General features: G+C 48.0%; 26 protein-coding genes. 18 read left to right on the top strand and 8 right to left on the bottom strand.

Annotated elements, in window-relative coordinates; genetic code table 11:
- The first annotated feature begins 239 nt into the window (after window positions 1–239).
- Together KB186_RS08660 and KB186_RS08655 are read left to right on the top strand one after the other, a co-directional pair.
- On the top strand, window positions 240–455 hold the full coding sequence (locus KB186_RS08660; RefSeq protein ID WP_221867616.1) for a hypothetical protein: 216 nt from the start codon (window positions 240–242) through the stop codon (window positions 453–455).
- Between the two features lie 91 nt (window positions 456–546).
- Complete coding sequence (locus KB186_RS08655) at window positions 547–1,377, top strand: prohibitin family protein (RefSeq protein WP_056496517.1); 831 nt, start codon at window positions 547–549, stop codon at window positions 1,375–1,377.
- A gap of 48 nt (window positions 1,378–1,425) precedes the next feature.
- Here the strand turns inward: KB186_RS08655 and ahpF are convergent, their stop codons facing one another.
- Together ahpF and ahpC are read right to left on the bottom strand one after the other, a co-directional pair.
- Window positions 1,426–2,955: an alkyl hydroperoxide reductase subunit F gene (gene ahpF / locus KB186_RS08650; protein ID WP_221867617.1), complete on the bottom strand. Its 1,530-nt coding sequence runs from the start codon at window positions 2,953–2,955 to the stop codon at window positions 1,426–1,428.
- A 13-nt stretch (window positions 2,956–2,968) separates the two neighbouring features.
- A complete protein-coding gene (gene ahpC / locus KB186_RS08645) occupies window positions 2,969–3,532 on the bottom strand; it encodes an alkyl hydroperoxide reductase subunit C (RefSeq protein WP_016741021.1) in 564 nt (187 codons plus the stop codon).
- Window positions 3,533–3,839: 307 nt separating this feature from the next.
- Between ahpC and KB186_RS08640 the strand changes: the two genes are divergently transcribed.
- Both KB186_RS08640 and KB186_RS08635 read left to right on the top strand, forming a co-directional pair.
- On the top strand, window positions 3,840–4,331 hold the full coding sequence (locus tag KB186_RS08640; protein WP_232773420.1) for a PH domain-containing protein: 492 nt from the start codon (window positions 3,840–3,842) through the stop codon (window positions 4,329–4,331).
- 2 nt (window positions 4,332–4,333) lie between these two features.
- Window positions 4,334–5,842, top strand: coding sequence for a PH domain-containing protein (locus KB186_RS08635; protein WP_232773419.1), 1,509 nt, complete (start codon window positions 4,334–4,336; stop codon window positions 5,840–5,842).
- A gap of 41 nt (window positions 5,843–5,883) precedes the next feature.
- Here KB186_RS08635 and KB186_RS08630 read toward each other — a convergent pair whose 3' ends face one another.
- Window positions 5,884–6,276, bottom strand: a complete 393-nt coding sequence (locus tag KB186_RS08630; RefSeq protein WP_173608770.1) for a VOC family protein — start codon at window positions 6,274–6,276, stop codon at window positions 5,884–5,886.
- 155 nt (window positions 6,277–6,431) lie between these two features.
- Between KB186_RS08630 and KB186_RS08625 the strand changes: the two genes are divergently transcribed.
- Complete coding sequence (locus tag KB186_RS08625; protein WP_232773418.1) at window positions 6,432–7,142, top strand: YetF domain-containing protein; 711 nt, start codon at window positions 6,432–6,434, stop codon at window positions 7,140–7,142.
- A gap of 34 nt (window positions 7,143–7,176) precedes the next feature.
- Here KB186_RS08625 and KB186_RS08620 read toward each other — a convergent pair whose 3' ends face one another.
- Both KB186_RS08620 and KB186_RS08615 read right to left on the bottom strand, forming a co-directional pair.
- A complete protein-coding gene (locus KB186_RS08620) occupies window positions 7,177–8,037 on the bottom strand; it encodes an S-layer homology domain-containing protein (protein WP_221867621.1) in 861 nt (286 codons plus the stop codon).
- Between the two features lie 36 nt (window positions 8,038–8,073).
- A complete protein-coding gene (locus KB186_RS08615; RefSeq protein ID WP_173608767.1) occupies window positions 8,074–8,256 on the bottom strand; it encodes a hypothetical protein in 183 nt (60 codons plus the stop codon).
- A gap of 138 nt (window positions 8,257–8,394) precedes the next feature.
- Between KB186_RS08615 and hrpB the strand changes: the two genes are divergently transcribed.
- Window positions 8,395–10,899, top strand: coding sequence for an ATP-dependent helicase HrpB (gene hrpB, locus KB186_RS08610; RefSeq protein WP_232773417.1), 2,505 nt, complete (start codon window positions 8,395–8,397; stop codon window positions 10,897–10,899).
- Window positions 10,900–11,153: 254 nt separating this feature from the next.
- On the opposite strand, the gene bluB is transcribed toward hrpB, so the two are convergent.
- A complete protein-coding gene (gene bluB, locus KB186_RS08605; protein WP_232773416.1) occupies window positions 11,154–11,807 on the bottom strand; it encodes a 5,6-dimethylbenzimidazole synthase in 654 nt (217 codons plus the stop codon).
- A gap of 138 nt (window positions 11,808–11,945) precedes the next feature.
- Between bluB and KB186_RS08600 the strand changes: the two genes are divergently transcribed.
- From KB186_RS08600 to KB186_RS08575, 6 genes are all read left to right on the top strand, one after another.
- Entirely contained in the window at window positions 11,946–12,629 is a 684-nt protein-coding gene (locus KB186_RS08600; RefSeq protein ID WP_173608765.1) for a response regulator transcription factor, read from the top strand.
- Complete coding sequence (locus KB186_RS08595) at window positions 12,595–14,028, top strand: HAMP domain-containing sensor histidine kinase (protein ID WP_232773415.1); 1,434 nt, start codon at window positions 12,595–12,597, stop codon at window positions 14,026–14,028. The genes KB186_RS08600 and KB186_RS08595 overlap by 35 nt, the downstream gene beginning before the upstream one ends.
- A gap of 147 nt (window positions 14,029–14,175) precedes the next feature.
- On the top strand, window positions 14,176–15,768 hold the full coding sequence (locus KB186_RS08590) for an efflux RND transporter periplasmic adaptor subunit (RefSeq protein ID WP_232773414.1): 1,593 nt from the start codon (window positions 14,176–14,178) through the stop codon (window positions 15,766–15,768).
- A gap of 4 nt (window positions 15,769–15,772) precedes the next feature.
- Entirely contained in the window at window positions 15,773–16,504 is a 732-nt protein-coding gene (locus KB186_RS08585) for an ABC transporter ATP-binding protein (RefSeq protein ID WP_173608762.1), read from the top strand.
- Entirely contained in the window at window positions 16,491–17,702 is a 1,212-nt protein-coding gene (locus tag KB186_RS08580; protein ID WP_232773413.1) for an ABC transporter permease, read from the top strand. The genes KB186_RS08585 and KB186_RS08580 overlap by 14 nt, the downstream gene beginning before the upstream one ends.
- 53 nt (window positions 17,703–17,755) lie before the next feature.
- Entirely contained in the window at window positions 17,756–17,971 is a 216-nt protein-coding gene (locus tag KB186_RS08575; RefSeq protein WP_232773412.1) for a hypothetical protein, read from the top strand.
- Window positions 17,972–18,312: 341 nt separating this feature from the next.
- On the opposite strand, the gene KB186_RS08570 is transcribed toward KB186_RS08575, so the two are convergent.
- Window positions 18,313–18,654, bottom strand: a complete 342-nt coding sequence (locus KB186_RS08570; RefSeq protein WP_232773411.1) for a hypothetical protein — start codon at window positions 18,652–18,654, stop codon at window positions 18,313–18,315.
- 216 nt (window positions 18,655–18,870) lie between these two features.
- Between KB186_RS08570 and KB186_RS08565 the strand changes: the two genes are divergently transcribed.
- The 3 genes from KB186_RS08565 to mscL are packed head-to-tail and all read left to right on the top strand — an operon-like array spanning window position 18,871 to window position 21,134.
- Complete coding sequence (locus tag KB186_RS08565; RefSeq protein WP_232773410.1) at window positions 18,871–19,719, top strand: nucleoside hydrolase; 849 nt, start codon at window positions 18,871–18,873, stop codon at window positions 19,717–19,719.
- 4 nt (window positions 19,720–19,723) lie between these two features.
- The gene (locus KB186_RS08560) at window positions 19,724–20,656 is read left to right on the top strand and encodes a nucleoside hydrolase (RefSeq protein WP_232773409.1); all 933 of its coding nucleotides are present in this window, start codon (window positions 19,724–19,726) and stop codon (window positions 20,654–20,656) included.
- Window positions 20,657–20,669: 13 nt separating this feature from the next.
- A complete protein-coding gene (gene mscL / locus KB186_RS08555) occupies window positions 20,670–21,134 on the top strand; it encodes a large conductance mechanosensitive channel protein MscL (RefSeq protein ID WP_221867627.1) in 465 nt (154 codons plus the stop codon).
- A 36-nt stretch (window positions 21,135–21,170) separates the two neighbouring features.
- Here the strand turns inward: mscL and KB186_RS08550 are convergent, their stop codons facing one another.
- Entirely contained in the window at window positions 21,171–21,944 is a 774-nt protein-coding gene (locus KB186_RS08550) for a YheC/YheD family protein (protein ID WP_173608755.1), read from the bottom strand.
- 179 nt (window positions 21,945–22,123) lie between these two features.
- On the opposite strand from KB186_RS08550, the gene KB186_RS08545 reads away from it, so the two are divergent.
- The 3 genes from KB186_RS08545 (at window position 22,124) to KB186_RS08535 (ending at window position 23,773) form a co-directional block, all read left to right on the top strand.
- Window positions 22,124–22,948, top strand: a complete 825-nt coding sequence (locus tag KB186_RS08545) for an AraC family transcriptional regulator (RefSeq protein WP_229087983.1) — start codon at window positions 22,124–22,126, stop codon at window positions 22,946–22,948.
- Window positions 22,949–23,024: 76 nt separating this feature from the next.
- Window positions 23,025–23,390, top strand: a complete 366-nt coding sequence (locus KB186_RS08540) for an MmcQ/YjbR family DNA-binding protein (protein WP_173608753.1) — start codon at window positions 23,025–23,027, stop codon at window positions 23,388–23,390.
- A gap of 5 nt (window positions 23,391–23,395) precedes the next feature.
- Entirely contained in the window at window positions 23,396–23,773 is a 378-nt protein-coding gene (locus tag KB186_RS08535) for a VOC family protein (protein ID WP_173608752.1), read from the top strand.
- Window positions 23,774–23,864: the final 91 nt, after the last annotated feature.

The following is a 23,864-nucleotide window of genomic DNA, read 5'->3' as shown; positions in this document are numbered from 1 at the left end:
CAAAGAGATCTTCAACTCAATATGGGGAAGGCTCTGAACCAAGAGAAAGAAGAACTCTTTGCTCAGAGCCGCATTCGGCTCTTCGTACATAAGGGTCTCGCATTTGAATCATCTCCCTTCTTGTCTCTATAGTAGTGAGAAAGGGAAGTTCCTTCAATAAACATCTTTTCCTTGCTTGCGAAAGAAAGGGTAAGATGAGAGGGATACGTAGATTGTTTTTTGGATGGAGATGAGAAAAGATGAGTCTTGGCGGCTTTCAAAGCGGCTTTTCCGCCCGCAAGGTACCACGTTCTGAAGTGCGGTGGGGACAGTTTTTAATATGCAATCACGGGTGTGAGGAAGTTATCCAATTGATTTCGCATGTATCTGGTGAAGTTGAATTTGAGCTATGTAAAATCGAGGCAGAGCGCATGGCGCATGTCCTTTTGGAGGCTTCGAAAGCAGAGCGCACATGACATGACATGTACTTTTCATAAATTTCTTGAAACTTACAGCCCACTCTCTCGTATAAATGAATGAGCATGTATAGATAGAGGGAGGACGAGTATGAGCGACAAAAATGTTGTAAAAATGAGTCCCTTTCAAGCAGGAGGAAAGCTGATCGCAACGATTGTGATACTGGTTGCGTTGGTCTTGCTTGGCACGCAATCTTTTACGATTATTTCTGCAGGGCATAGTGGGGTTGTGCTGCAGCTTGGAGCGGTACAGCCAAAAGTGCTGCAAGAGGGCATGCATTTTAAAATTCCGTTCATCCAAACCGTAGTGCCGATGGAAGTGCGGGTGCAAAAATCAGAAATGAGTCAGACTTCCGCTTCACGTGACCTGCAAACCGTATCTACGACGATTGCTGTTAACCATCATTTGGATGCAGAAAATGTCAATAAACTGTACCAGCAAGTGGGATTGGAGTACAATAGCCGAATTGTTGATCCTGCCATTGCCGAATCATTTAAAGCCGTGACCGCTCAATACACAGCAGAAGAACTGGTATCCAAGCGTTCCGAGGTCAGCCAAAAGGTAAAAGAAGTCCTGCATAAAAAGCTGTCAAATTATAACATTATCCTCGACGAAATCAATATTCGCGAGTTTACTTTCAGTGATGAATTTAACCGCGCTATTGAATCCAAGCAGGTAGCTGAGCAGCAAGCGCTCAAATCGAAGCTGGACCTGGAGCGGATCAAGATCGAGAAAGAGCAAGAAATCACGAGAGCAGAAGCACAGGCACAAGCACTGCGCCTGCAAAAACAAGAGGTAACGCCAGAGCTGATTCAGCTCAGACAGATTGAGGCGCAACTCGAAGCGATCCGCAAATGGGATGGAAAGCTGCCGAACGTTACAGGCGGAGCTACTCCGTTTATCAACGTGGGTACCCCATAACCGAATAAATAAACAAAGCCACTCCCTTGAAGAGGAGTGGCTTTGCTATTAGTTGCGGATGAGATAATCAAAAGCTCCCAAGGCAGCAGTAGCACCAGATCCCATCGAAATGATGATCTGTTTATAAGCACTGTTCGTGCAGTCACCGGCAGCAAAAACACCAGGGATGTTTGTAGAACCATGGCTGTCTACTACGATCTCACCAAAGCGAGTACGCTCAATCGTGTCTCCCAACCAATCTGTATTCGGTACCAGACCGATCTGTACAAACACACCTTGCAATTCAATGTGCTTGGTTTCGCCTGTCTCACGTTCGATGTAAGAAATGCCGTTTACTTTATCCGTACCCGTAATTTCTTTGGTTTGAACGTTTTTGAGTACTGTGACATTTGGCAGACTGTAAAGACGATCTTGCAAGACTGCGTCAGCTTTCAGTTCTGGCGAGAATTCCAGAACGGTTACATGTTTCACAATACCTGCGAGATCAATCGCTGCTTCCACACCTGAATTACCGCCGCCAACAACGGCAACATCTTTGCCGATGAACAAAGGACCATCGCAGTGAGGGCAATAAGCTACACCCTTGTTCTTGAACTCTGCTTCACCTGGTACACCCAGATTCCGCCAACGAGCACCTGTCGACAGGATGACTGTCTTACTCTTCAGAACAGCGCCGTTTTCGAGTTCAATTTCGATCAAATCCTTCTTCTCCAAACGCTTGGCACGTTGCAGCTTCATGACATCAATGCCATACTCTTTTACTTGCTTTTCCAAGTTGGCTGCGAGCTGAGGACCTTCAATGTATTTCACACTGATGAAGTTCTCAATGCCCAATGTGTCATTGACTTGACCCCCAAGGCGTTCAGCAACGAGACCAGTACGAATCCCTTTGCGTGCTGCATAGATCGCCGCACTAGCACCTGCTGGGCCACCGCCCACAACAAGCACATCGTACGGGTCTTTATTGTCAAACTCGGATGCGTCCGGAGCAGACCCCAGCTTGGCAAGGATTTCTTCCACGGTCATACGGCCGCTTTCGAAAAATTCGCCATTAAGGAAAACGCTTGGCACAGCCATCACGTTTTTGCTCTCTACTTCGTCCTTGAATACGGCACCGTCAATCATTGTATGAGTAATACCAGGATTGAAGATACTCATCAAGTTCAGAGCTTGGACAACATCTGGACAATTGTGGCAACTCAAACTGATGTAAGATTCGAACTTATATTCACCACGAAGGTCTTTGATTTGATCAATGACACTTTGCTCGACCTTTGGAGCTCTTCCGCTAACTTGCAGCAGAGCCAATACCAAGGAAGTAAATTCGTGACCCAGCGGAGTACCGGCAAAAACAACGCCAGTATCTTCGCCGACACGGTTTACGCTAAAGCTAGGTGTGCGAGTAAGTTCAGCTTTCTCCACACTGATCTTCAAAGACATGCTGGCTAGCTCATCAACCAGTGCAAGCATCTCAGAAGATGCTTCATCCGTGCCTGCACTGACTTTGAGTACAATATCGCCTTCCAAGAGCTCGAGATATTGTTCTAGTTGCGCTTTGATTTCTTGGTCAAGGGCCATTATCTATCACACCTTAAATTTTGCCTACGAGATCAAGGCTTGGTTTCAGTGTTTTGCCACCTTCTTGCCATTTAGCTGGGCAAACTTCACCTGGATTGTTGCGTACATATTGTGCTGCCTTGATTTTGTTGATCAGAGCACTTGCATCACGGCCAATGCCACCTGCAGTAATCTCAACAGCTTGGATGACACCGTCTGGGTCGATGATGAATGTACCGCGATCTGCCAAACCTTCAGCTTCGATCAATACGTCGAAGTTGCGGGAGATCACATGGGAAGGATCGCCGATCATGATGTATTCTACTTTGCTGATTGCTTCAGAGCTGGAGTGCCATGCTTTATGAGTGAAGTGAGTATCTGTAGAAACGGAGTATACTTCAACGCCGAGTTCTTTCAAAGTTGCATATTGGTTTTGCAGATCTTCGAGTTCAGTAGGGCAAACGAAAGTAAAGTCTGCTGGGTAGAAGCAAACTACGCTCCATTGACCTTTGAAGTTTGCTTCAGTTACTTCGAGGAATTTACCTTTTTGGAATGCTTGTGCTTTAAAAGGCAATACTTCAGTTCCGATGAGTGACATAGTGTTAGCTCCTTTATATGTTTTTTGTATTTACATATTCAGGACATGCGTAACGAGGCATGCTTGAATATAATTTACAATGATTATTATTTAATAAATGATTCAGTAAGTCAAGTTTTTTATAATGATTATAATGTGATAATTTCTACAAGGGGCTTTATCCATTATTTAGTATGATTCGAACGGCATAAGAGTATTCGCTTGCTGTGCGAAAAATTGACGATTGGTCTGGAGAAACCGGGCGGATTGTTTTACGTATGAAATAAAGAGCGAATGGACAGTGGAATAAACACACAGGAGTGATGATATGCCATCTCCAATTCACGCACCGCAAAAATGCTTGTCCAAGGATGCGTTCAAAGTACAGCTTATTACCGAGGGGATTACAGTTGTGTTCGGTCTTGTTATTTTGGCCGTTCTTTATTATCTGGATAATCGTTTTGTCTGGAAGGAATGGATCGGATGGGGTTTGCACGGATTGCTCGTTATCGGTGTGATCGCGACGATTTGGTCTTTTGTCGAGCCGTATTTCTTATATAAAAGCTGGCGGTATGATATCGATGAAGATTTCCTGCAAATGAAATTCGGGGTGATTACAGAGAAACATTTTCTTGTCCCCATGACGAAAATCCAAGCAGTCTCAACGAAACAAGGACCGATTTTACGAAAATACGGACTGTACACCATCTTGATAAAAACGATGGGCTCCTCGCACGAAATTCCAGGATTGCCGGGGGATGTCGCTGCTCAATTAAGAGAACAGATTGCTCACTACGCCAAATTAAAGGAAGTGGAGTAGTGATGGAAGCAAAACGATACCATCCACTAACTATCTTTTTTGATCTCATCATCCAAGTAAAACATCTGTTTTTTCCTGCGTTGATTTTGTTTGTGTTCAATTATGACTCGACGAACGCATTCATTACGTACGGAAGAATTGTTTTTTACATCTATGTAGGAGGAATGCTGGTCTATCTGCTTTTGAAATGGGTTTCGTACAAGTACAGGCTGGATGATACGGCTTTCCATCTTTACGAAGGGATTTTTACGAAGACAAAGCAAACCATTCCCTTTACCAAAATCCAAAATGTCAATCGACATACGACGTTGCTGCACCGAATTTTTCACGTGACTTCTATCCGGTTTGAGACAGGGATGGTTGGGGATGATTCTTCCGTGGAATTCGCGGTGATTTCTCTGAACGAAGCGGATCGACTGGAGGCTTACACGAAACAGGCAGTGCGATTAGAGAAAGAGCCTGAAGCTAAAGGGAGAGAAGGAATCCCTTCGGTGGAAATCGGTACGCCGTATGCCACTCCTGAGAGAATCATTCACTTTACGCCAACGAAAAAAGAGATTATCAAGGCTTCCTTCACTTCTCTCAGCTTCCTCGGGATGATTACGTTATTGGTATGGGCGTATTTCAAACTCACCGAATATATCGACGTGGAGGAGCAGGTAGTAGGAATTTATTCGCTGATTACGAGTTCCTGGACATGGGTCACGCTGACTGCCGTTGGACTTCTCGTCCTATCCATCGTATTCGGCATGATCACGACCTATATTCGTTACGGAAAATACGAGATTTCGTCGGATCATGAGCGGATTTACATTGCCAAAGGAGTCATTGAAGAAACAGCTTTTTCGATTGCAAAAGAGAGAGTGCAGGCGATTAAAATCAAGCAATCTTTGTTAAAGCGCATGCTGGGTCTCGCCGAAGTTAAGCTGACGGTTGTCGGCGGGGATAGTGATTCGGATAAAGATAAACAGGATGTCAGCTCACTCTATCCATTTTTACCGGTAAAACGTGCGTATGAGATGATCTCCGAAATATTGCCTGCGTATGAAGTGACGGAAAAAATGACGAGTCTCCCCAAAAAATCGTTATGGGTTCGCTTGGTCAGATCGAGCTGGATTTGGATCATAGGCACAGGTGCGCTTTCCTATTTCAAGCCGAATATTTGGGGATGGGAGCAAGCGTGGTGGGTCATATCCATTGCGTTGACACTGCTCATCCTGGCGTTCGAAGTCATTGAATTCTACAACACCCGGTACACCTTGAATGATCATTTTATTCAGTTCCAAACAGGGAGCCTAACTACGACTTTATTTGTCTCCAAACGAGAAAAGATTATTGAGGTCAGCGTCAAAAGGGGCCTCTTGCAAAAGCAGCTAGGGCTTGCTTCCATCAAAACGGTCAATCGGGCCAAACCAGTGAGTCATAAAGGGGTAACAGATGTGCCGTTAGAGTTGGCGGAAGGGTTTTATCAGTGGTATATGGGACGTAGAAAAGAGATCAAAGTAGAATAGAAGGAGAGGGGGCGTAGAAGGAAAAGGAGGACCTTTTCCCTCTACGTTCTTGTGCTTTCAAATAGCTCCAGCCATTCTCCATTTGGACCTTTGAAGAACATATAACGAGAGCCGTTCGGCAATGTGGTTATTTCCTGATCGATAAAAGTTACATGTAGTTGCTTCAATCGGTCGATTTCAGCTTCGAGGTTGTCCACAGCAAACGCCATGTGGTGGACTTTGCCCTCTACCGGAAGGGAATCGCTGTATCCGTGAATGAGCTCCAGCTCTGTCTCTGTGCTTTCCGGAAATCCAAGAAAAGCAAGCGTAATGACTCCGTTGGAATGAGCGAGCTTTCCTTTGAGCTCCATCCCAACCACTTCGGTGTAAAAGGCAATCGAGGCCTCCATATCTTTTACCATCAAGCCCACATGCTCCAGCTTTTTGATCGCCATATCAATTTCATTCCTTTCCATGGGTATGATTTTTTTCTATTGTAGAAGAATTTGTAGGAAATGTCTGTATGCTAAACGGTCATGATAGGTTTTCCAATGCTAAACATGGCTATAATTGGGGTATGGTGCAAATTTCGTCATCCCCGGGGTGGAGCATGGAATCTATTGTGGAAATGATTGCGAGAGCAGTGCTGGCTTTTGCGATCATGATGATCATTACTAGGGTGTTGGGCAAGCAGACGATTGCGCAAATGACGTATCACGATTTTGTCGCGGCGATCACCTTGGGGGCGCTGACAGCAAATCTTGCCTTTAACACCATGGCCAAAATATCGCACATGCTCGTGACATTACTCACTTTTAGTGGTATCGCCTATTTGTTGATGATTCTCTCCCTGAAAAACCGGAAGATGCGAAAATGGTTTTCGGGCCAACCGACGATGATTATCCAGGATGGAAGAATTCTCGAAGATAACATGCGCAAGCAAAAGCTGTCTTTGGATACGCTGAATCAAGAGCTGAGGGAAAGAAACATTTTTAATATCGAAGAAGTTCAATATGCTGTGCTGGAGTTGAATGGAGAGATATCCGTCCTGCGAAAACCGCAGTTTTTACCTGTCACTCGCGGGGATTTGCAATTGAAAACGGGAAAGAGACAGACATTCCCGATTGAACTGATCATGGATGGCCAAATCATCCAGAGCAATTTACGCCAACATAGCTTAACCATCGAGTGGCTACTCTCACAGGTGGGCAAAAAAGGATTGAGCGTCGCGGAAGTGAATTACGCCGTGATTAGCTCTAATGGACATATTTATTTCGACCCGTATGAGGACGGTATTACTAATCCGATCGACAAAGAATAAGGTGTCGCAAAAAAACCTCCGAGATGGAGGTTTTTTACTTGCTCGAGTATTGGCTGAGTGTACCTGTTTTCTTCAAATGGTTATAAAATCGGTGCAAAATAGTGACAGCTTCCGCGCGGGTCAGCATTTCTCCACCCTCGAACTTGCCGTTCCACGCAGTCATGATCCCTGTTTTTTGCAAGAGGGCGAGGTTGGTTCCTATGATTCCACTGTAGTCATCCGAAAACAAAATTTCATCGCCATCTTGGCCAAAGAGAAGCGGATACAGGATGTTCGTTTGGTCTCTCCCGTCTTCGTTGTACCGACCATCCTCCTGGAAGAAGTTTTCAGGCGAGTTTGGGTCAAGCGAATACTGAGTCAAGATGATGGGAATATCCCGCATGCCGGAAAGGATTTGTAAGACCTCTGCCGCCGGAATGTCTTGGTTTTCTAACATAAAGACGGGCAAGACGTTTGCCGCACCAATTCGATTGAGTTTTGTGTCTGGGGAAAAAAGGTAGCCATTGGACGAATAGCGGACAGCATTCCACCAGTCTCTTGTGACAATCGAGCTAATCTCCGTGTACGCCCAATGATTTTGGGGCACGTCGGCAAATCGCTCGATGTGATAGTTGCTGTAATCTGTCTTTTGGTTAGCTTTGTACGGTCTGTACCGATCAAACAGGCGATAGATCATGACGGTCAATTCTGCTTTGTCTACCAATCTTTCAGGCTGAAAGCGACCGTCAGGATAACCACTCACCACACCCTTATCTACCATAAAGGAGATCGAATTCATGGCCCAGCCGTATTTCTTCGGATCGACATCATTAAATTTCGGTGCCGCATAAGAAACCGCAGGATAAATACCAGATAACCCCAAAATGAGTGCAAGTAATACCGTGATGACTTTCATATGTTCTCCTCTCTTTTTTCTATGAAATGGTAAGGATTATCCTTCTAGTATACTATCAGGCTCTGGAAAAGGAAGGTGAACTGCAAGAACAGATGTGACGATATAGAGCGAGTCAAACTCGCCAGACGAAGCCGCGATGATCGGTGCCGATTCCCAATCCCCGACGCGAACAATCCCTTCGAAACAGGCTACATCTTCCTGATGATGAATGTGAATCATACCGCACACCTCCCCTAGTGATGGAATCATTATACTATTGAATGATTATTCAGTCATTTTCAATTACGATCCACACTCATCCTACATCTCTGTATCGTGTATGATGAATAGGGATGATTGCTCGTATGAGGTGAAAACATGAATGCATTGCCGATAAATGAAGTATTGCCCGAGCTGGTAAACACGCTTCGCAAAGAGACAAACGCAGTGTTGGTAGCCGCTCCAGGTGCGGGGAAGACGACGCGGGTACCATTGGCCTTGCGTGACGAAGCTTGGTTGGACAATCGCCGAATTGTAATGCTGGTACCACGACGACTGGCCGCACGTCAAGCTGCTGCCTACATGGCTGCTTTGCTGGGAGAACAAGTTGGGCAAACGGTCGGATACCGGGTCAAGCGTGAATCAAGAGTCGGTCCAGGTACACGAATAGAAGTGATTACAGAAGGAATTTTAACGAGAATGCTACAGGATGATCCAGAGCTATCTGGTGTCGGTCTTGTTATTTTCGACGAGTTCCACGAACGGAATTTGCACGCGGATTTAGGGCTGGCCCTTTGTCTTCAGGCACAAGGCTTATTTCGAGAGGACCTGCGAATTCTCGTGATGTCCGCTACCCTCGATGCAGAGCCCGTGTCAGCCTTGCTGGGGAACGCTCCTGTTGTCAGCAGTAAAGGAAGGATGTTTCCGGTGGAGACGCACTTTTTGACTTCTCCGATGGAGGGCCGTCTGGAGGAAGCGGTTGTCCAGATGATCTTCCATGCGTTGAGACAAGAAGAGGGAGATATGCTCGTCTTTTTACCGGGAGCCAAAGAAATTCATCGGGTGCAAGCGTTGCTCGAAGAAAGCGGTGTGGGATCGAATATACGGATTGCGCCTCTTTACGGAAATTTGTCGCAGGAGGAACAAGATAAGGCGATCCAGCCCGGGAAAACAGGAGAGCGCAAAATTGTCCTCGCTACGACTATTGCCGAGACGAGCTTGACTGTCGAGGGTGTGCGCATCGTGATTGATAGTGGTTTAAAACGGGTCCCGCGCTTTTCTCCACGAACGGGGATGACGAGACTGGAGACTGCAAAGGTATCGAGAGCATCTGCTGACCAACGGCGAGGAAGGGCTGGACGTCTTGCACCCGGGGTCTGCTTTCGATTGTGGACAGAGCAAGAAGATCGCATGCTCATTCCACAGCAGGCACCTGAAATCATGGAAGCGGACCTGGCTGTGCTCGCTTTAGAGATGGCTCTGTGGGGAGTCGGGGCACCGGACGAGCTGGATTGGCTGAATCCCCCGCCGAAGCCAGCAATGGCACAGGCTCAAGAGCTGCTGATTCAGCTGGGCGCATTCGATGAGCGGAAGCAAATCACAGCACATGGACGAGTGCTGGCTGGGATGGGTGTACATCCGAGGTTGGGCCACATGATTCAAAAAGCGAATGAGCTGGGGGAAGGTGAACTGGCCTGCGAGCTGGCTGTTCTCTTGGAAGAACGAGATATTATGAGGGGGCGCCAAGCTTCGGCAGATGCGGATATGCGTACGCGTGTTGAGCTGCTCCGACAGGTAGCAAACAAACAGAGTGTTGCAGCGGAGCTTCCGATTGATATAGGAGCATGCAAAAGACTTTGGAATGAGGCGGCTCACTTTAAACGGATATGGATAAACAACATGCCCAGTGATGCGACCACTCGTACAGAAGCAACGGGAAGACTACTGGCGTTTGCGTACCCGGATCGGATTGCCCAGCGAAGAGCAGATGGACGCTATTTGCTTCGAAATGGGCGTGGGGCGGCTTTTTCCGTGCAGCAACCACTGACTGCTTCACCGTATATTGTGGCAGCAGAACTCGATGACCAAGGTGCAGACAGTCGGATATTACTGGCGGCTAGTGTGGAAGAAAGCGAGCTGTTGAATGATTGTGCGATGCAGATTACCGAACGAATGAACGTATGGTGGGAGCATACGGCTGGGGCAGTTCGCAGCCGCAAGCAAAAGCGGTTGGGCGCGATCCTGTTGGCAGAAATACCTGCGGAGGCTTCGCCAGATGAGGTGTTAACAGCGTTTTTGGACGGAATAAAAGAAGAGGGCTTGGAGATTTTGCCGTGGAACCGGCAGGCGAGACAGTATCGGGAGCGTTTGCTCTTTATGCAGCGTCTGGAGGAAGGTTGGCCGAATATGGAAGATGAGGCACTGCTTGCTTCCTTGGAGGAATGGCTCGCTCCCCATGTGTATGGTTTCAGAAAAAAGGAAGACCTGCAGGCGCTGTCAGTGACGACGTTGCTGGAGAGTATGCTGTCATGGGAGCAGCGCAGACAATTGGACGAATACGCTCCGACCCATGTGATCGTCCCGAGCGGTTCCAAAATTCCTGTCGATTACAGCGATCCAGCGGCACCGGTGCTTTCGGTCCGGTTACAGGAGTTGTTTGGTTGGCAAGACTCTCCGCGAATAGGCAGAGGCAAAGTACCGCTGACATTGCACCTGCTTTCGCCAGCTCAGCGTCCGGTACAAGTGACACGGGATTTGGCGAGCTTTTGGGCACATGCGTATTTTGAGGTGAAAAAGGATTTAAAGGGACGTTATCCCAAGCATTACTGGCCAGAAGATCCGTTAGCGGCCATTCCGACAAACCGGACGCGACCACGCATATAAATCGATTGGCTAGGTATATTCGGGCATAGAGGGAGGGCTTCGTGTCAGGTGAAATTTCCCATTTTGCTAGTTCCATGTTCGTGAGTCACATCAATTGTGAAACCTTCTTCGTGCTTGCGTACGTCAGGAAGATACCGTGAATCACGTACTACCCCCTCTATTTCTCTGGGCTGCCTGTTCCATCAGGCGGTCTTTTTTTTGTAAAAAAAAGGTGCCGCAGTTGCAGCGCCCTTTCTTTCGTATGGGGTCAAGGCTTACGCCTTATTTCCCCACTGCTCCCGATAAATCAACTGTTGCAAGTCCTCACGTTGTCTCCATTGGTGCAGCTCCAAGAGTGGACGTTCCGGATAATGATCCGTGTAACCGATCGACAGCAATGCGACAGGATCGATATGCGGCGGTATGTTCAGGATACGACGCACGTCGGCCTTCTTGTAAAAGCTGACCCAACCCATTGCCAAATCTTCGGCGTAAGCTGCCAGCCACATGTTTTGGATCGCGCAGCTGACAGACATGATATCTGTTTCCGGGATGGAATTGCGTCCGAGTACATGGTCTCCGCCACGTGTAGGATCACAAGTGACACAGATGGTGACAGGCGCTTCCTTGATCCCTTGAATTTTTAACTCCAAAAAGGTCGACTCTCGTCCCGTCCCTTCGTAGTGGATGGCAAGCGCCCGGCGTTCTTTATCCGCACATTCTGCGAGAACTTGTTTGGTTGCGTCGTCTTCTACCAGGACAAAATTCCATGGCTGCATGAATCCGACAGAAGGAGCGTGGTGGGCAGCAGCCAAGATCATGGCGAGCTTTTCCGGGGCGACAGGATCTGGGCGAAAGGTACGAATATCGCGACGATTGCTAATGGCTTTATACAAACCGTTTTTTTCTTCCGCGGTTAAGCGTTTCATGAGAAAACCTCCCTATTTGCATTCTGGTCTCTTTATTTTACTTACAAAGTATGCTTCCTTCCAGACATCTGCTTGACATATTCATGTCCTACGCTAAAGGGAAGATTAGTCCGAGCAGAGGGGAGAAAGAGTACGAGTATGCAAAACATCTTGATCGTGGAAGACGAGTTACCCATCTCTCGGGTATTAAAGGCGTATTTGGAAAAAAACAACTTTCGGGTTGAACAGGCATTTAACGGCGAGGAAGCTGAGCGGAAGTTTGATTCACTCAATCCTGCGCTCGTTTTGCTAGATGTGATGCTGCCTGGACGAAGCGGATGGAGTATTCTCGAATATATTCGGGCGAAAAGCTCGTGTCCTGTCATCATGCTGACAGCGTTGGGACAAATCGATAACAAGCTGGCGGGTCTGAACCAAGGTGCTGACGACTATATCACCAAGCCCTTTATTGCCGACGAAGTGGTCGCTCGCGTACATGCAGTATTACGTCGCTCGAAACAATTAATAGAAGGCAATCATGTGAAGCAGTTTGGCAGTCTGAGAATCGACTTCAAGGCGTATTCCGTCATGCTGCACGGCATCGAACTGGCGTTCACACCAAAGGACTTGTGCCTGTTTCTTTTTTTGGCGCAGTACAAAAACCAGACGTTCACCAGAGAACAGCTCATCGAGCAGGTGTGGGGGATGGATTACGAAGGAAGTGATCGCGCAGTAGACCTCGCGATCAAACGCATCCGGCGATCTTTGGAAAATTGGCCGACATCCGAAGGGGAAATCCGTACCTATCGTGGCTTGGGCTACAAGCTGTGCGTATATGAGTGAGAAAAAACGCACCTCTTTGTTTCGCTATTGGACGACGCGATACTTGATCATCTTGTGTATCGGCCTTTTCGTGATCGGGATTGCATCCAGCTACTGGATTTCTTATAGCGAGACGCAAAAACGCCTTGATTTTATGAGACTGATGGCAGCGGAAGTAGCGGATCGGGTCATTGATGTGGAAGGCAAGGTAAAAATGGCTCCGTTCTTGTTTCGTATTGTGGACAGTCGTCAGGAGTCACTCGGAGTCAATTACAAGCCAATTATGATGATCTTGGATGAACACAAGCAACCGGTATTTGGCGTACCTGGTCCTTTTTCCGGGGAATTAAAGCGCATTGCGCCTGATCTGGTGGAAGCGGATGACAGCCTGTCACAGTTTGAGCTTGCGCGGGGCGAAGAAGTGCTTTTCGTGAAGGAAAGCATTAAGGTGGATGAGCGAGTGGTTGGATGGGTCATGCTGTTCACCCCACAAAAACAGGTGATACGAAGCATGACTGAATTTCAATTGCTCGCGATCATGCTTCTGGGTCTCGGTTTGCTTGGCTGGCTCGTCATTTATTTGCTGACGAAAAAGCTGTCTCAGCCGATTAAGGATGTGGCAGACGCTGCCAAGCAAATCGTGCTGGGAAACTACGAGATTCAATTGGATAAAAACAAGCGCGAACAAGAAGTGTATGAGCTCATTCATTCCTTTGGAGAAATGGCAGAGCGATTGAAGCAGCTGGAAATGATGCGTACCGAGTTGTTGGCAGGGGTGACCCACGAACTCAAAACACCTGTTACGTCCATCAGTGGGCTGGTGCAAGCCGTGAGGGAAGAGGTTGTGAGCGGTGAGGAAGCCAAGGAGTTTTTCGATATTTGTACGAAGGAAACGACACGTCTGCAAAAGATGGTAGAGGATTTGCTCGATTTTAACTCTTTTGCAGTCGGTGACATTCGCATTCGCAGGCAGCCTCAAAACATGCAGGAGCTGGTCCGGGAAATTACGCACCAATGGAAAATTATGCAGGAAGAAGAGAAGCTCTGCCTGGACATCGAAAGTACCTCTGATCCGATCATGATAGATACCGACCCGCTGCGAGTGCAGCAAATCATGTACAATCTCCTAAATAATGCAGCACAAGCGATGGAATCGGAGGGGAGGATCGTCGTGTCACTATCTGCATCAAGAGAAGAGATCCGCATTGACGTGAAGGACAATGGACGTGGGATACCGATAGAAGAACAGTCTTTGATCTTCGAGAGATTCTACCGTGGCGAGGACAAGAAGCACATCGTCCGTGGGCTGGGGCTTGGCTTGTCTTTTAGCAGAATGATTGCCCAAGCGTTAGGAGGTGTGTTGATTCTGACTGAGAGTACCGCGTCAGGCAGCACCTTCACGTTGATTTTGCGCAAATAATCCATGCATGATCGAAAAGCGACCTGGTTTCTCTCCGGTCGTTTTTTTTGTGCCTTCATCTGACTTTTCCCTGACGTATTCGTTCCGTATAGTGGTCGCAACCAAAAAGACAAGTCTTCAATCAAGCAGACGGTAGGAGGACTGAGCGTGACTCACAAGGAGAACAAGAGAGAGTTGTTTTCGAAGACAGGAAGCAACAGGAAAAGGTGGATCGTTGGAGTTTTGGCTGTCGGGGCCGTGATCGTTTCAGGAGGTATATTTGGCTACCAGTCATTTTTTACCCCACAAGCGGCGCAGGCCGCTTTTCAAGTGGAGACGGTAAAAAGGGGAGACATCTCAGAAGTCGTGCAGGCATCAGGTACTGTCCAGGCTTCCAAGCGCTCGTCTCTCTCGTTTTCTGATGCAGAAGAAGCCAAGGATGCGATCTCTACTATTCAGGTCGGCGTTGGTGATGCCGTGAAGGCAGGGCAAATTCTGGCGACGATGGACGATTCTGTAGCGAGAATCCAGGTGACGAATGCGGAAGCCAATCTATTGTCGGCTCAAGCCAAGCTAGAGGAGGCGCAAAAGCGCAAAAGCCCTGCTGAAATCACTTCTTTACAAGCCGCCGTCAATCAGACCAAGAACGAATGGGAGCTCGCCAAGCAAAACATTGACGGAAAGAAAGCGGCGAATGACGTAGAAAAGGCAAAGGCAAACCTGGAGAATGCCCAGAAGACGTACACTTCCCAGCAGACCTTGTTCGCAGCAGGTGCGATTGCCAAGAGCGAATTCGACAGTGCCCAAGCCTCGTTGGACCAAGCTAAACGCGATTACAACTCGGCTGTATTGACTGCCGGACAGACGACAGGGCAGGCCAGTGTGAAGGTAGAGCAAGCATTGGCTGCGTATCAAACAGCACAAGAAGAGTTACAGGAAGCCAATGAAGGTCCGGATGCCGCCACAGTACTATCAGCCAAAGCAGCGGTGGAACAGGCAAAAGCGGGGTTGCAACAAGCACAGAAGGCATTGAGGGCTGTCACCTTGAAAGCACCGATGGACGGAGTGATCGTCCAGGTGAATGGCAATGTAGGCGAAATACCCGGGAATGATTTCATTATCATGGATAATTCGAATAGCGGAAATTTAGAGGTATTGGCCCAGATCAGCCAGAGCGACATCGGTAAAGTGCAGGAAGGCTTGCCTGTGACGTTTACAACGAGTTCTTATGCGGACGAGACGTTCCATGGAAAAGTAAAGCTGATCTATCCGGAAGCGAAAACTGACGCTGGAGTCACCACTTACGATGTGCTGTTGTCTGTGGCAAACCAGGATAACAAATTGAAGATCGGAATGACGATGAACGTCGCGATCGAACGAGGAACCCATAAAAATGTGCTCGTGGTACCTGCGCAAGCGCTGCAAACGCAAAATGGCAAGGATGGCGTGTATGTACTAATGGATGCTGCTGCACAACAAGCTGGTGAAGGAGCAGAAGGGAATAAGGCTGAGGCGAAGCAAGTGAATAACCGCAGTGGAGGCAAAGAGGGCAGAGCGAATATGCCGTATCGATTTGTTCCAATCAAAATGGGATACTTCACTGCCGATCAGGTAGAGGTGACAGAGGGGCTTACTGAAGGAGATCGTGTCGTCATCCTCGCGAACACACAGACCTCATCTGGAACGAGTCAAAATGGAAATCGAATGGGCGGCGGTATGCCGGGATTCGGCGGAATGGGCGTCCAGATAAGGGGACGGTAGGCAGATGAAACCGGTCATTCAAATAGAAGAGCTGAGAAAACAGTACATCATCGGAGACCAGGAGATTTATGCGCTCAGGGGTGTCAGCTTGTCGATTGAGGAAGGGGATTTCGTGGCAATCATGGGGCCATCGGGTTCAGGCAAGTCTTCGATGATGAATGTGATTGGCTGTCTGGATAAGCCTACCTCGGGAGAATTTTTTTTGGACGGTTATCCTGTATCACAAGCCCATGATGATGAATTGGCAGTCATCCGCAATCAGAAAATCGGTTTTGTTTTTCAAAATTTCAATCTGTTGCCACGTACAACCGCAGTCGAAAATGTCGAGTTGCCTCTGTTATATGGAGGCACGCCTGCACGGGAACGAAGAGAAAAAGCCATCCGGGCATTAACGAGTGTCGGACTGGCAGAGCGATTGAACAACAAGCCCAATGAGCTGTCAGGTGGACAACAGCAACGCGTATCGATTGCGCGAGCTCTCGTCAACGATCCCGTCATTCTGCTCGCAGATGAGCCGACAGGAGCGCTGGACACGAAGACGAGTGAAGAGATCATGGGTATTTTTCAAAAGCTGAACGATGCGGGCAAAACGGTTATTTTGGTGACACATGAGCCTGATATTGCGGAGTATGCCAAGAGGATCGTCCGGTTTCGCGATGGGCAAATCATCGCGGATGAAGTGGTGGAGGATCGCAGAAGGGTGTCGATGGAGGGTAGAGCAGATGAGCTTTCTTGAATGTGTACGCATTTCTTTTCGCAGCATCAGGGCAAATGGCTTGCGCTCCGTCCTCACGATGCTGGGAATCATCATCGGTGTGGCTGCTGTTATCGCGATGGTGGCGATTGGAGAAGGGACTTCCACGTCTGTTGCTTCGCAGATCAATGGTTTAGGGAGCAACCTGTTGATTGTCACACCTGGTCAGGCGACACAAGGCAGGGTAAGCCTTGGGGCTGGCTCTCTGAATACGCTGACGATGGCAGATGCAGAAACCCTGATGCAAAAAGAGTCCATTTCGGATGTGGCTCCCAGCGTCAATGCGCGGGGGCAGATTGTTTGGGGAAGCAATAACTATTCCAGTATGCTCGAGGGGACGTCAGCCGATTTCCCGCAGGTGAGGAATGTAGAAGTAGGACAAGGACGCTTCTTTAGCAATTTTGAAGTGAAGATGCAATACAACGTGGCTGTCGTGGGGACAGAGGTGGTCAGCAACCTGTTTAAAGGAGCGAATCCAGTGGGGCAAACCGTTCAGATCAACCGGATTCCGTTTACGATCATCGGCGTATTGCAGAGCCAGGGTAGTTCAGGTATGACAAACAACGATGATCGGATCATCATTCCGATTACCACTGCGATGAACAGGCTGACTGGAGGCAAAAATGTGGGCTCGATCTATGTCTCGGCAGCATCGTCGGACTTGATGGAGAAGGCGCAACAAGATATTCAGCAAGCCCTTCGTTCCAATCACAAACTACGGCCACAAGCTACCGATGACTTCCGCATTACGTCTCAATCTGACATTTTAAGCACGGCACAGTCAGTATCCAGCTCGATGACGGCGCTTTTATCTGGTATTGCTGCCATCTCGCTGATTGTTGGTGGAATCGGCGTAATGAACATTATGCTTGTTTCTGTCACAGAGCGGACACGGGAGATCGGAATTCGCAAAGCGATTGGAGCGAAGCGGGGAGATATTCTCCGTCAGTTTTTGATCGAAGCGGTTACGCTTAGCCTGATTGGCGGGGTGATTGGCATTGCCTTAGGGGTAGGGGCTGCGTTTTTGGTTAGCAAGCTCGGTCAGATGGCAACCTCAATTAGTCTGTCGCCGATCATGTACGCGTTTTTGACCTCTACATTGGTTGGTGTCATTTTTGGTGTGTATCCGGCGAGAAAAGCAGCACAGCTCAAACCAATTGACGCACTGCGGTATGAGTGAGTGTGTAATTTTACCAATCCGGGGCATACTAGCCGTGAGAGGTGTTGGTGCTGATGGAAAAAAGCGTTCAATTTTCCGTACCATGGCGAGAAGCGACACGCATTGTGAAAAGGATCAAAACAAGCAAATTGCGTTATTTTGTCAGACAGCAAGAGGGCAAGAGCAGTGTTGCGTTCGTCTTTCCTCGCGTTAGCGTCAGCCAATATGTCTATTTGTATATCATTTTTGGACCGAGAGCTGCTGATGTGCTCAACAACGATAGCAAATAGAATGCTCCCTGATGGCCTTAAGCAGGCGTCAGGGATTTGCAATAATTCACAGGAAAACAAAACCTGACACTTTTCGATAGGACTGTTTCATAGTACAATTCGAATATGAACGAACTTGGGGAAGTTCGGGATGGCGGCACCCAATCTGTGCAGAAGGGCCGCCTCTTTTTTTTGATCATAGGATATAATAGGTACATTTACCTGAATATACAGCTAGAATGAGTGAGTAGTGGGATATAAAATAAGCTTATTCACGTGAATATAACGTACTACTCTCTCCCAAGATTTGATCTTGGGGCTTTTTTTTGTCCAAAATGCATGAAAAAAAGCCGTTTCGTTTCTCATGACGGCTTTGTTATCGATAGGGTAGGTTGAAAGCTTCCTTTTAGCAAGGCATCAATAAATTGCTCCTGTGTGAGAGAAATCGTGATGCCCATCCCAGGCAGATCGACAGAAAAAACATTCTCTCGGTACAAATACCAGAGGTCGCCTGTCGGCTCGATGGAATAGACGTGTATATTTTTCTGGGAATGCTGGCCTGCCTTTTGGATTTCCCGTAACGATGTAAACAGTTCTCCCCAAACAGGCAGATAAGGCTTCGCTTGGTGCAGCATAATCGCTTGGATCAGTTGGTTTTTCACGAGAGAAATAGCATCCATGTTTGAGTGGTTCAACGAAGGCATGACCGTTATACTCCTTTAGCATGGCTTGGCGCATTAGTCTTGCGTGATGGCGATTTTTGTCGAAGTCATGAATAAGTGTAAAATAGTTATCCGTTCGATGCAAGAGAAGAGAAGGTAGAGATGAGTATTTGGATATTTGACGGTTGCTCTTGATTTGGATAGCATAGGAAAAGCGGTTTTGACAAATGGCAATAGCGAGAAGCGGGAGATGAGATTGTGGCAAAAAAACACCGGTTGATCATCGAGTTTTGCGGTGGATTTGGACAAGGGCTGGCCTTGCTGTATGCTTTGCGATCGTCTGATGTTCAAGTAGCAGGAATCATTTGCAGAGACACGCAGTCAAGCTTGGCTAGCAAACTGATTGATTTTGCACAGCCAGGTTATGAAATTCCAATCGTTACAGGTGCCAGGCAGCCGCTTTTCTCAGGAACGGTAGAAACGACCACCTCGGAAGGTGTACGACTCCTTGCAGAAACCACGCAAGATGAGGAAAGTGAATTGACGCTCGTGACGTTTGATCGTTTGACGACGCTAGCTCTGGCTGTCGCGCGTGATCCATTGTTGGCCAGTAAATTTACGAGAATCGTGGTGCAGGGTGGAGCGATACGCGTACCAGGAGATGTAACGGCTATTGCCGAAACAAACATGCATGGTGATCCGGAAGCAGCTGCGCTCGTTTTGGCAGCACGCTTGCCGCTTGTGCTCGTTCCATTCGATACAACCAGCTCGTTTCGTCTGACGGAAGAGCAAGTACATATGCTAGGAAGTCTCGCAGAAGCAGTTGGTCTAATCGATAGAACGACGATGTCGGACATGCAGTTCGCGGCTTCTGCTCGTGGGTTACATGCATGGATAGCGATGCTCGTGGCTCTCTCGCCTGATAAAATGCGAACCGAGCAGATGAAGCTCTCAGTCGAATGCAAAAGTGAATTATCACGGGGTGCCATTCTAGCTGATCTACGGGCAAAACCAAGTGTAGGAACCGATACGGCTGTATGTGTTGAGGTTGAGATGGCAGAGGCAGAGCGCTGGCTGCAAACCGTTTTGGATCAGGGAGGGTTATAAGCGCATGGAAAAAATCATTTTGGATGTAGATACCGGGATTGATGATGCGCTGGCGATTGCTTATGCCGTTCACTCGCCTGCTCTTGAAGTGTGTGGGATTACCACGACTTTTGGCAATATTACGGTGGAGGAAGCAACACGCAATACCTTACAGGTGCTCGAGCTGCTGGGTGCGTCTGCGATTCCTGTCTATCAGGGGGCATCGAAGCCGATTGTTCGCGACCTTACAGGAAAAGCAAGGCTATTCCACGGTGAAAACGGGCTAGGCAATGTGGTCCTTCCAGATCCATCGACAACGGCTCAGCCACAGTGTGCCACACAATTTCTCATCTCTGCGATTAAGGAAAATCCTCACGAATTGACGCTCGTGACCGTCGGGAGCATGACTAATTTGGCGAGGGCGATTATGGCTGCTCCAGAAATCGTATCCCTTGTCAAACGAGTGGTCGTGATGGGGGGAGCTGTAACGGAGCCGGGGAATCGCACGCCTGTAGCGGAGGCGAATATTTGCGCTGATCCGGAAGCCGCAGCGTACGTCTTCCAGTCTGGTATTCCCGTGACGCTGGTAGGCCTGGATGTGACGATGCAAACGCTGCTTACCCGCGAACATTTGCAGGAATGGAGAGCGAAGGATACACGCTTAAGCCATGTTTTCGCGGATATGTGCGAGGTTTACATGAATGCCTACGCGACAGTGGGCAACTTGCGCGGCTGCGGTCTGCATGATCCGTTGGCGGTAGGTGTCGTCATTGATCCAACGTTTGTGAAGTCAGTCCCAATGCATGTTGCGGTAGATACGTCCGGGGGAGCCAGTGATGCCCGTACGATTGGAGACAGACGGGAACATCCAGCCCAGCCGCCGAATGTGGATGTGTGCCTGGAAGTTGATCATGAACGCTTTGTCAGCCATTTTTTACAATATGTTTTAGGTAGGTAAGGAGGAAGTCATTATGTTAAAAGAGTTTAAAGAGTTTGCGTTAAAAGGAAATGTCATGGATCTCGCTGTCGGTGTTGTTATTGGTGGGGCTTTTGGTAAAATTGTTACCTCACTCGTTAATGACATTATTACCCCATTGATCGGATTACTTCTTGGCAAGGTAGATTTCTCCGGTTTGTTCATCAATTTGAGCGGGGTTCCTTATAAGACGATCGCTGAAGCAAAAGCAGCTCATGCTGCCACGCTGAACTACGGGTTGTTCCTCAACTCTGTGATTGATTTTGTCATTATTGCCTTTTCTATTTTTATCGTCATCAAACAGCTCAACCGTTTCAAACGCAAGCAAGAAGTGGAGAAAGCACCAGAGACAACGAAAGAGTGCCCGCATTGCATCTCCGCGATTCCAATCAAGGCTACGCGCTGCCCGAACTGCACCTCCATGCTGGAGACAAAAGGAACGGCATTGGCACCCGAATAAGACACATACACGAATCAGACGAACAGAGGAGGGCGATTATGCCTTCCTCTGTTTTCGTTTCACGCGGTTTTTATACTGATAGTGAAGTCTTTTAATCGTATGGTAATAAGTCTTGTCTTTGAGCTTGGCAAACAGCCCGTGGGAAGGAAAGTCGTAATTGACCTCAATAATGGAGAGGTTTCCAGCTTTATCAATGGCAAAATCGACGCCGATTTGCGCGCTGTGCCGATATTTATTAAAGTGGGCACATACGCGGTGACTGATTTGGATCAACTGAGAGACGATACTTTTTATTTTGTCGGGCGTGACAGCTCCAGACTTTTTCAAGGCATGCGGGACTGTGACGGCATATCCGCCGCCGCGAGCTACATTGGTAATAATGCTGTCGGCACCAGCGACCTTGGCTAGCATGCCGGCATATTGCCATTTGCCCAAGCCATTGCGCATCATCATGACACGAATGTCAAAGGGACGACCGTCGATTTCAGCTAAATCCAGCCCTTTTTGTATGACATAATTTTTTTCTGTGCATTGAGCGGCAAGCTTCTGCTTCAAGTCAGCTAAAGAATCTGCCTGCATAGGCTCTCCGCGCTCCTTCACAAATTGATAGCCCCCGCTATCCGTTTTCCAGACGCGAATAATCCCTTTTCCCATATGGGTTCTCGTCGGTTTGATATAGACAGTAGAATACTTCGCTACATACGAATCCAAGCTTTCGGGCTGATATAAAGAAGTAGGCGGCAGGTAAGGGCGAATGTAAGGACTTTTTGAAAAGAACTGATGAAGACTCCACTTGGAGGAGGAGATCACATCATGCACCTCGCTTTACGAAAAATCCATTCGTTCCAGCATATGCAACTACATTCTCGACCGTTTTTGCTGGCTCCCGATGAGACTGGCGTTTTTCAAAAAATGCCGAGGAGTGAGAAGGATTTCAAAAATTGTGGGGGAATATATGTTCTAATCATTGGACAAGGATGGCGAAAATCATGCGGCTATATCGCCCAGTGCAACCTCCGACTCTGCAACGAGCGAACGTCCAAAATGAGTACCGTTACCGAGAGTACATGCCCAATAAAAGCTTGGCGAACTATATCGCCTGCTACTGGGTCTCAGAGTACAACGGCGAGGGTATCGCACATGCGAGCCGAGTCATTCCGGATGGCTGCGTCGATATCATTTTCAATCTCAGAGCTACTTCTGTAAAGAAGGGGGCATTTCTAACGGGACTGATGCGGACGTACGAAGACATGCTAGTAACCGAACCACAATCTTTGATCGGCATTCGATTTTACGCTGAGGGAGCGGCCCGCTTTTTGCACTACCCCGTCGCCATGATCAACGGACATCATCCCAATCTGGAAGACATCTGGGGCAAAGAGGCGGATGAGGTGATAGAAGGCTTGCTTGAAGCCTCCGACACGGCGGAGCGAATCGTTTTGTTGGAGCGGGAGCTTATCAAACGAATGTGGATGGATGATCCAGCAGACCCGTTGCTATTGACAAGCATGAACTATTTGTATGAATACAGAGGAAATCTTTCCATGGGAGCGCTCGCTGAGAAAGTGAATTACAGCGAGAGAACCTTGCGCAGGACGTTTCAACAGCAATTGGGTATGAGCCCGAAGGAACTCGGACGAATCATTCAATTTCAAGGGCTGCTGCAAATGCTGGCAAAGGGAACGCGCACTTCGTTTACAGATGCCGCTCTCCAGTGTGGCTATTACGATCAGTCGCACTTGATCAAGAGCTTTCACACTTTTTACGGTGTAGCTCCAAGCAAAATTGTCTCGCCAGATCGTGTGAATCGATAGTCTTTAAAAGTTGTCCGTTTTTTACAATCTTCTTTTGGCGAGATGCGTTACCCTAAGGAAAGGATGGTGAATTCATGTGAATGAACAAACATTGGATACATACTGCCGGAAGCAGCCCGGTGCCACCCATGACTATCAGATGGATTGGGAATGCGATCGTTACCAAGTCGGAGGCAAAATATTTGCGATGATCGGGGGCGATTCCAAAGGTGTTCGCATCCTCACCTTGAAATGCGACCCGATGCGTGCGGAGGAATTGCGCGAGACATATGAAGGGATCGTACCTGGCTATCACATGAATAAATCCCATTGGAATTCTGTCTACTTGGACGCTGACATTCCCGAAGGCTTATGGGAAAGGATGATCGAGCATGCGTACGAAACGGTGCTCCAAAAACTGCCCAAGCGCGTCCAGCAAGAAATCAAGAGTGAACAGGAGTGAGTGATGTGGGAATCAAGCTTGATATGGTAGGGATTGTCGTACAGGACATGAAAAAAGCGTTGGACTTCTATCGGGTACTCGGTTTCGATATACCCGAAGGTGCAAATGAAGAGCCGCATGTGGAGGTAGCGCAGGACGGTGTTCGTCTCGCCTTTGATACAATGGAAGTTGCCAAGGGTGTATATGGAGGATGGGAAGCACCTGTCGGGCATCGGATTGAGCTGGCTTTTTTGTGTGGGGATGCTGCGGAGCTTGATGGGCTGTACACGAAAATCGTTTCCCAAGGATACGAGAGTCACCGTGAGCCATGGGATGCGTTCTGGGGGCAGCGGTATGCCATCGTGAAAGACCCGGATGGGAACTTGATCAGTTTGTTTGCCTAATACGATCCTTACCATAAGAAGACAAGCCGAGCCTTTGTGAAAGAGGCTCGGCTTGTTTGCGTTTGTAGACGAAATCATTGGCTGATATATA

The organism is Brevibacillus sp. AF8 (genome assembly GCF_021270385.1).
Classification (GTDB): Bacteria; Bacillota; Bacilli; order Brevibacillales; family Brevibacillaceae; genus Brevibacillus.
This window is presented reverse-complemented; position numbering and strand designations above follow the sequence as displayed.

Excerpts from the sequence above, each read along its gene's own strand:
- KB186_RS08560 (WP_232773409.1), top strand. The coding sequence starts at position 19,724 with ATGGAAAAAATCATTTTGGATGTAGATACCGGGATTGATGATGCGCTG.
- KB186_RS08570 (WP_232773411.1), bottom strand. The coding sequence starts at position 18,654 with ATGCCTTCGTTGAACCACTCAAACATGGATGCTATTTCTCTCGTGAAA.
- hrpB (WP_232773417.1), top strand. The coding sequence starts at position 8,395 with ATGAATGCATTGCCGATAAATGAAGTATTGCCCGAGCTGGTAAACACG.
- KB186_RS08580 (WP_232773413.1), top strand. The coding sequence starts at position 16,491 with ATGAGCTTTCTTGAATGTGTACGCATTTCTTTTCGCAGCATCAGGGCA.
- KB186_RS08600 (WP_173608765.1), top strand. The coding sequence starts at position 11,946 with ATGCAAAACATCTTGATCGTGGAAGACGAGTTACCCATCTCTCGGGTA.
- KB186_RS08660 (WP_221867616.1), top strand. The coding sequence starts at position 240 with ATGAGTCTTGGCGGCTTTCAAAGCGGCTTTTCCGCCCGCAAGGTACCA.
- KB186_RS08585 (WP_173608762.1), top strand. The coding sequence starts at position 15,773 with ATGAAACCGGTCATTCAAATAGAAGAGCTGAGAAAACAGTACATCATC.
- KB186_RS08615 (WP_173608767.1), bottom strand. The coding sequence starts at position 8,256 with ATGATTCACATTCATCATCAGGAAGATGTAGCCTGTTTCGAAGGGATT.
- KB186_RS08640 (WP_232773420.1), top strand. The coding sequence starts at position 3,840 with ATGCCATCTCCAATTCACGCACCGCAAAAATGCTTGTCCAAGGATGCG.
- KB186_RS08635 (WP_232773419.1), top strand. The coding sequence starts at position 4,334 with ATGGAAGCAAAACGATACCATCCACTAACTATCTTTTTTGATCTCATC.
- mscL (WP_221867627.1), top strand. The coding sequence starts at position 20,670 with ATGTTAAAAGAGTTTAAAGAGTTTGCGTTAAAAGGAAATGTCATGGAT.
- KB186_RS08575 (WP_232773412.1), top strand. The coding sequence starts at position 17,756 with ATGGAAAAAAGCGTTCAATTTTCCGTACCATGGCGAGAAGCGACACGC.
- ahpF (WP_221867617.1), bottom strand. The coding sequence starts at position 2,955 with ATGGCCCTTGACCAAGAAATCAAAGCGCAACTAGAACAATATCTCGAG.
- KB186_RS08620 (WP_221867621.1), bottom strand. The coding sequence starts at position 8,037 with ATGAAAGTCATCACGGTATTACTTGCACTCATTTTGGGGTTATCTGGT.
- bluB (WP_232773416.1), bottom strand. The coding sequence starts at position 11,807 with ATGAAACGCTTAACCGCGGAAGAAAAAAACGGTTTGTATAAAGCCATT.
- KB186_RS08625 (WP_232773418.1), top strand. The coding sequence starts at position 6,432 with ATGGAATCTATTGTGGAAATGATTGCGAGAGCAGTGCTGGCTTTTGCG.
- KB186_RS08545 (WP_229087983.1), top strand. The coding sequence starts at position 22,124 with ATGCGGCTATATCGCCCAGTGCAACCTCCGACTCTGCAACGAGCGAAC.
- KB186_RS08655 (WP_056496517.1), top strand. The coding sequence starts at position 547 with ATGAGCGACAAAAATGTTGTAAAAATGAGTCCCTTTCAAGCAGGAGGA.
- KB186_RS08630 (WP_173608770.1), bottom strand. The coding sequence starts at position 6,276 with ATGGCGATCAAAAAGCTGGAGCATGTGGGCTTGATGGTAAAAGATATG.
- ahpC (WP_016741021.1), bottom strand. The coding sequence starts at position 3,532 with ATGTCACTCATCGGAACTGAAGTATTGCCTTTTAAAGCACAAGCATTC.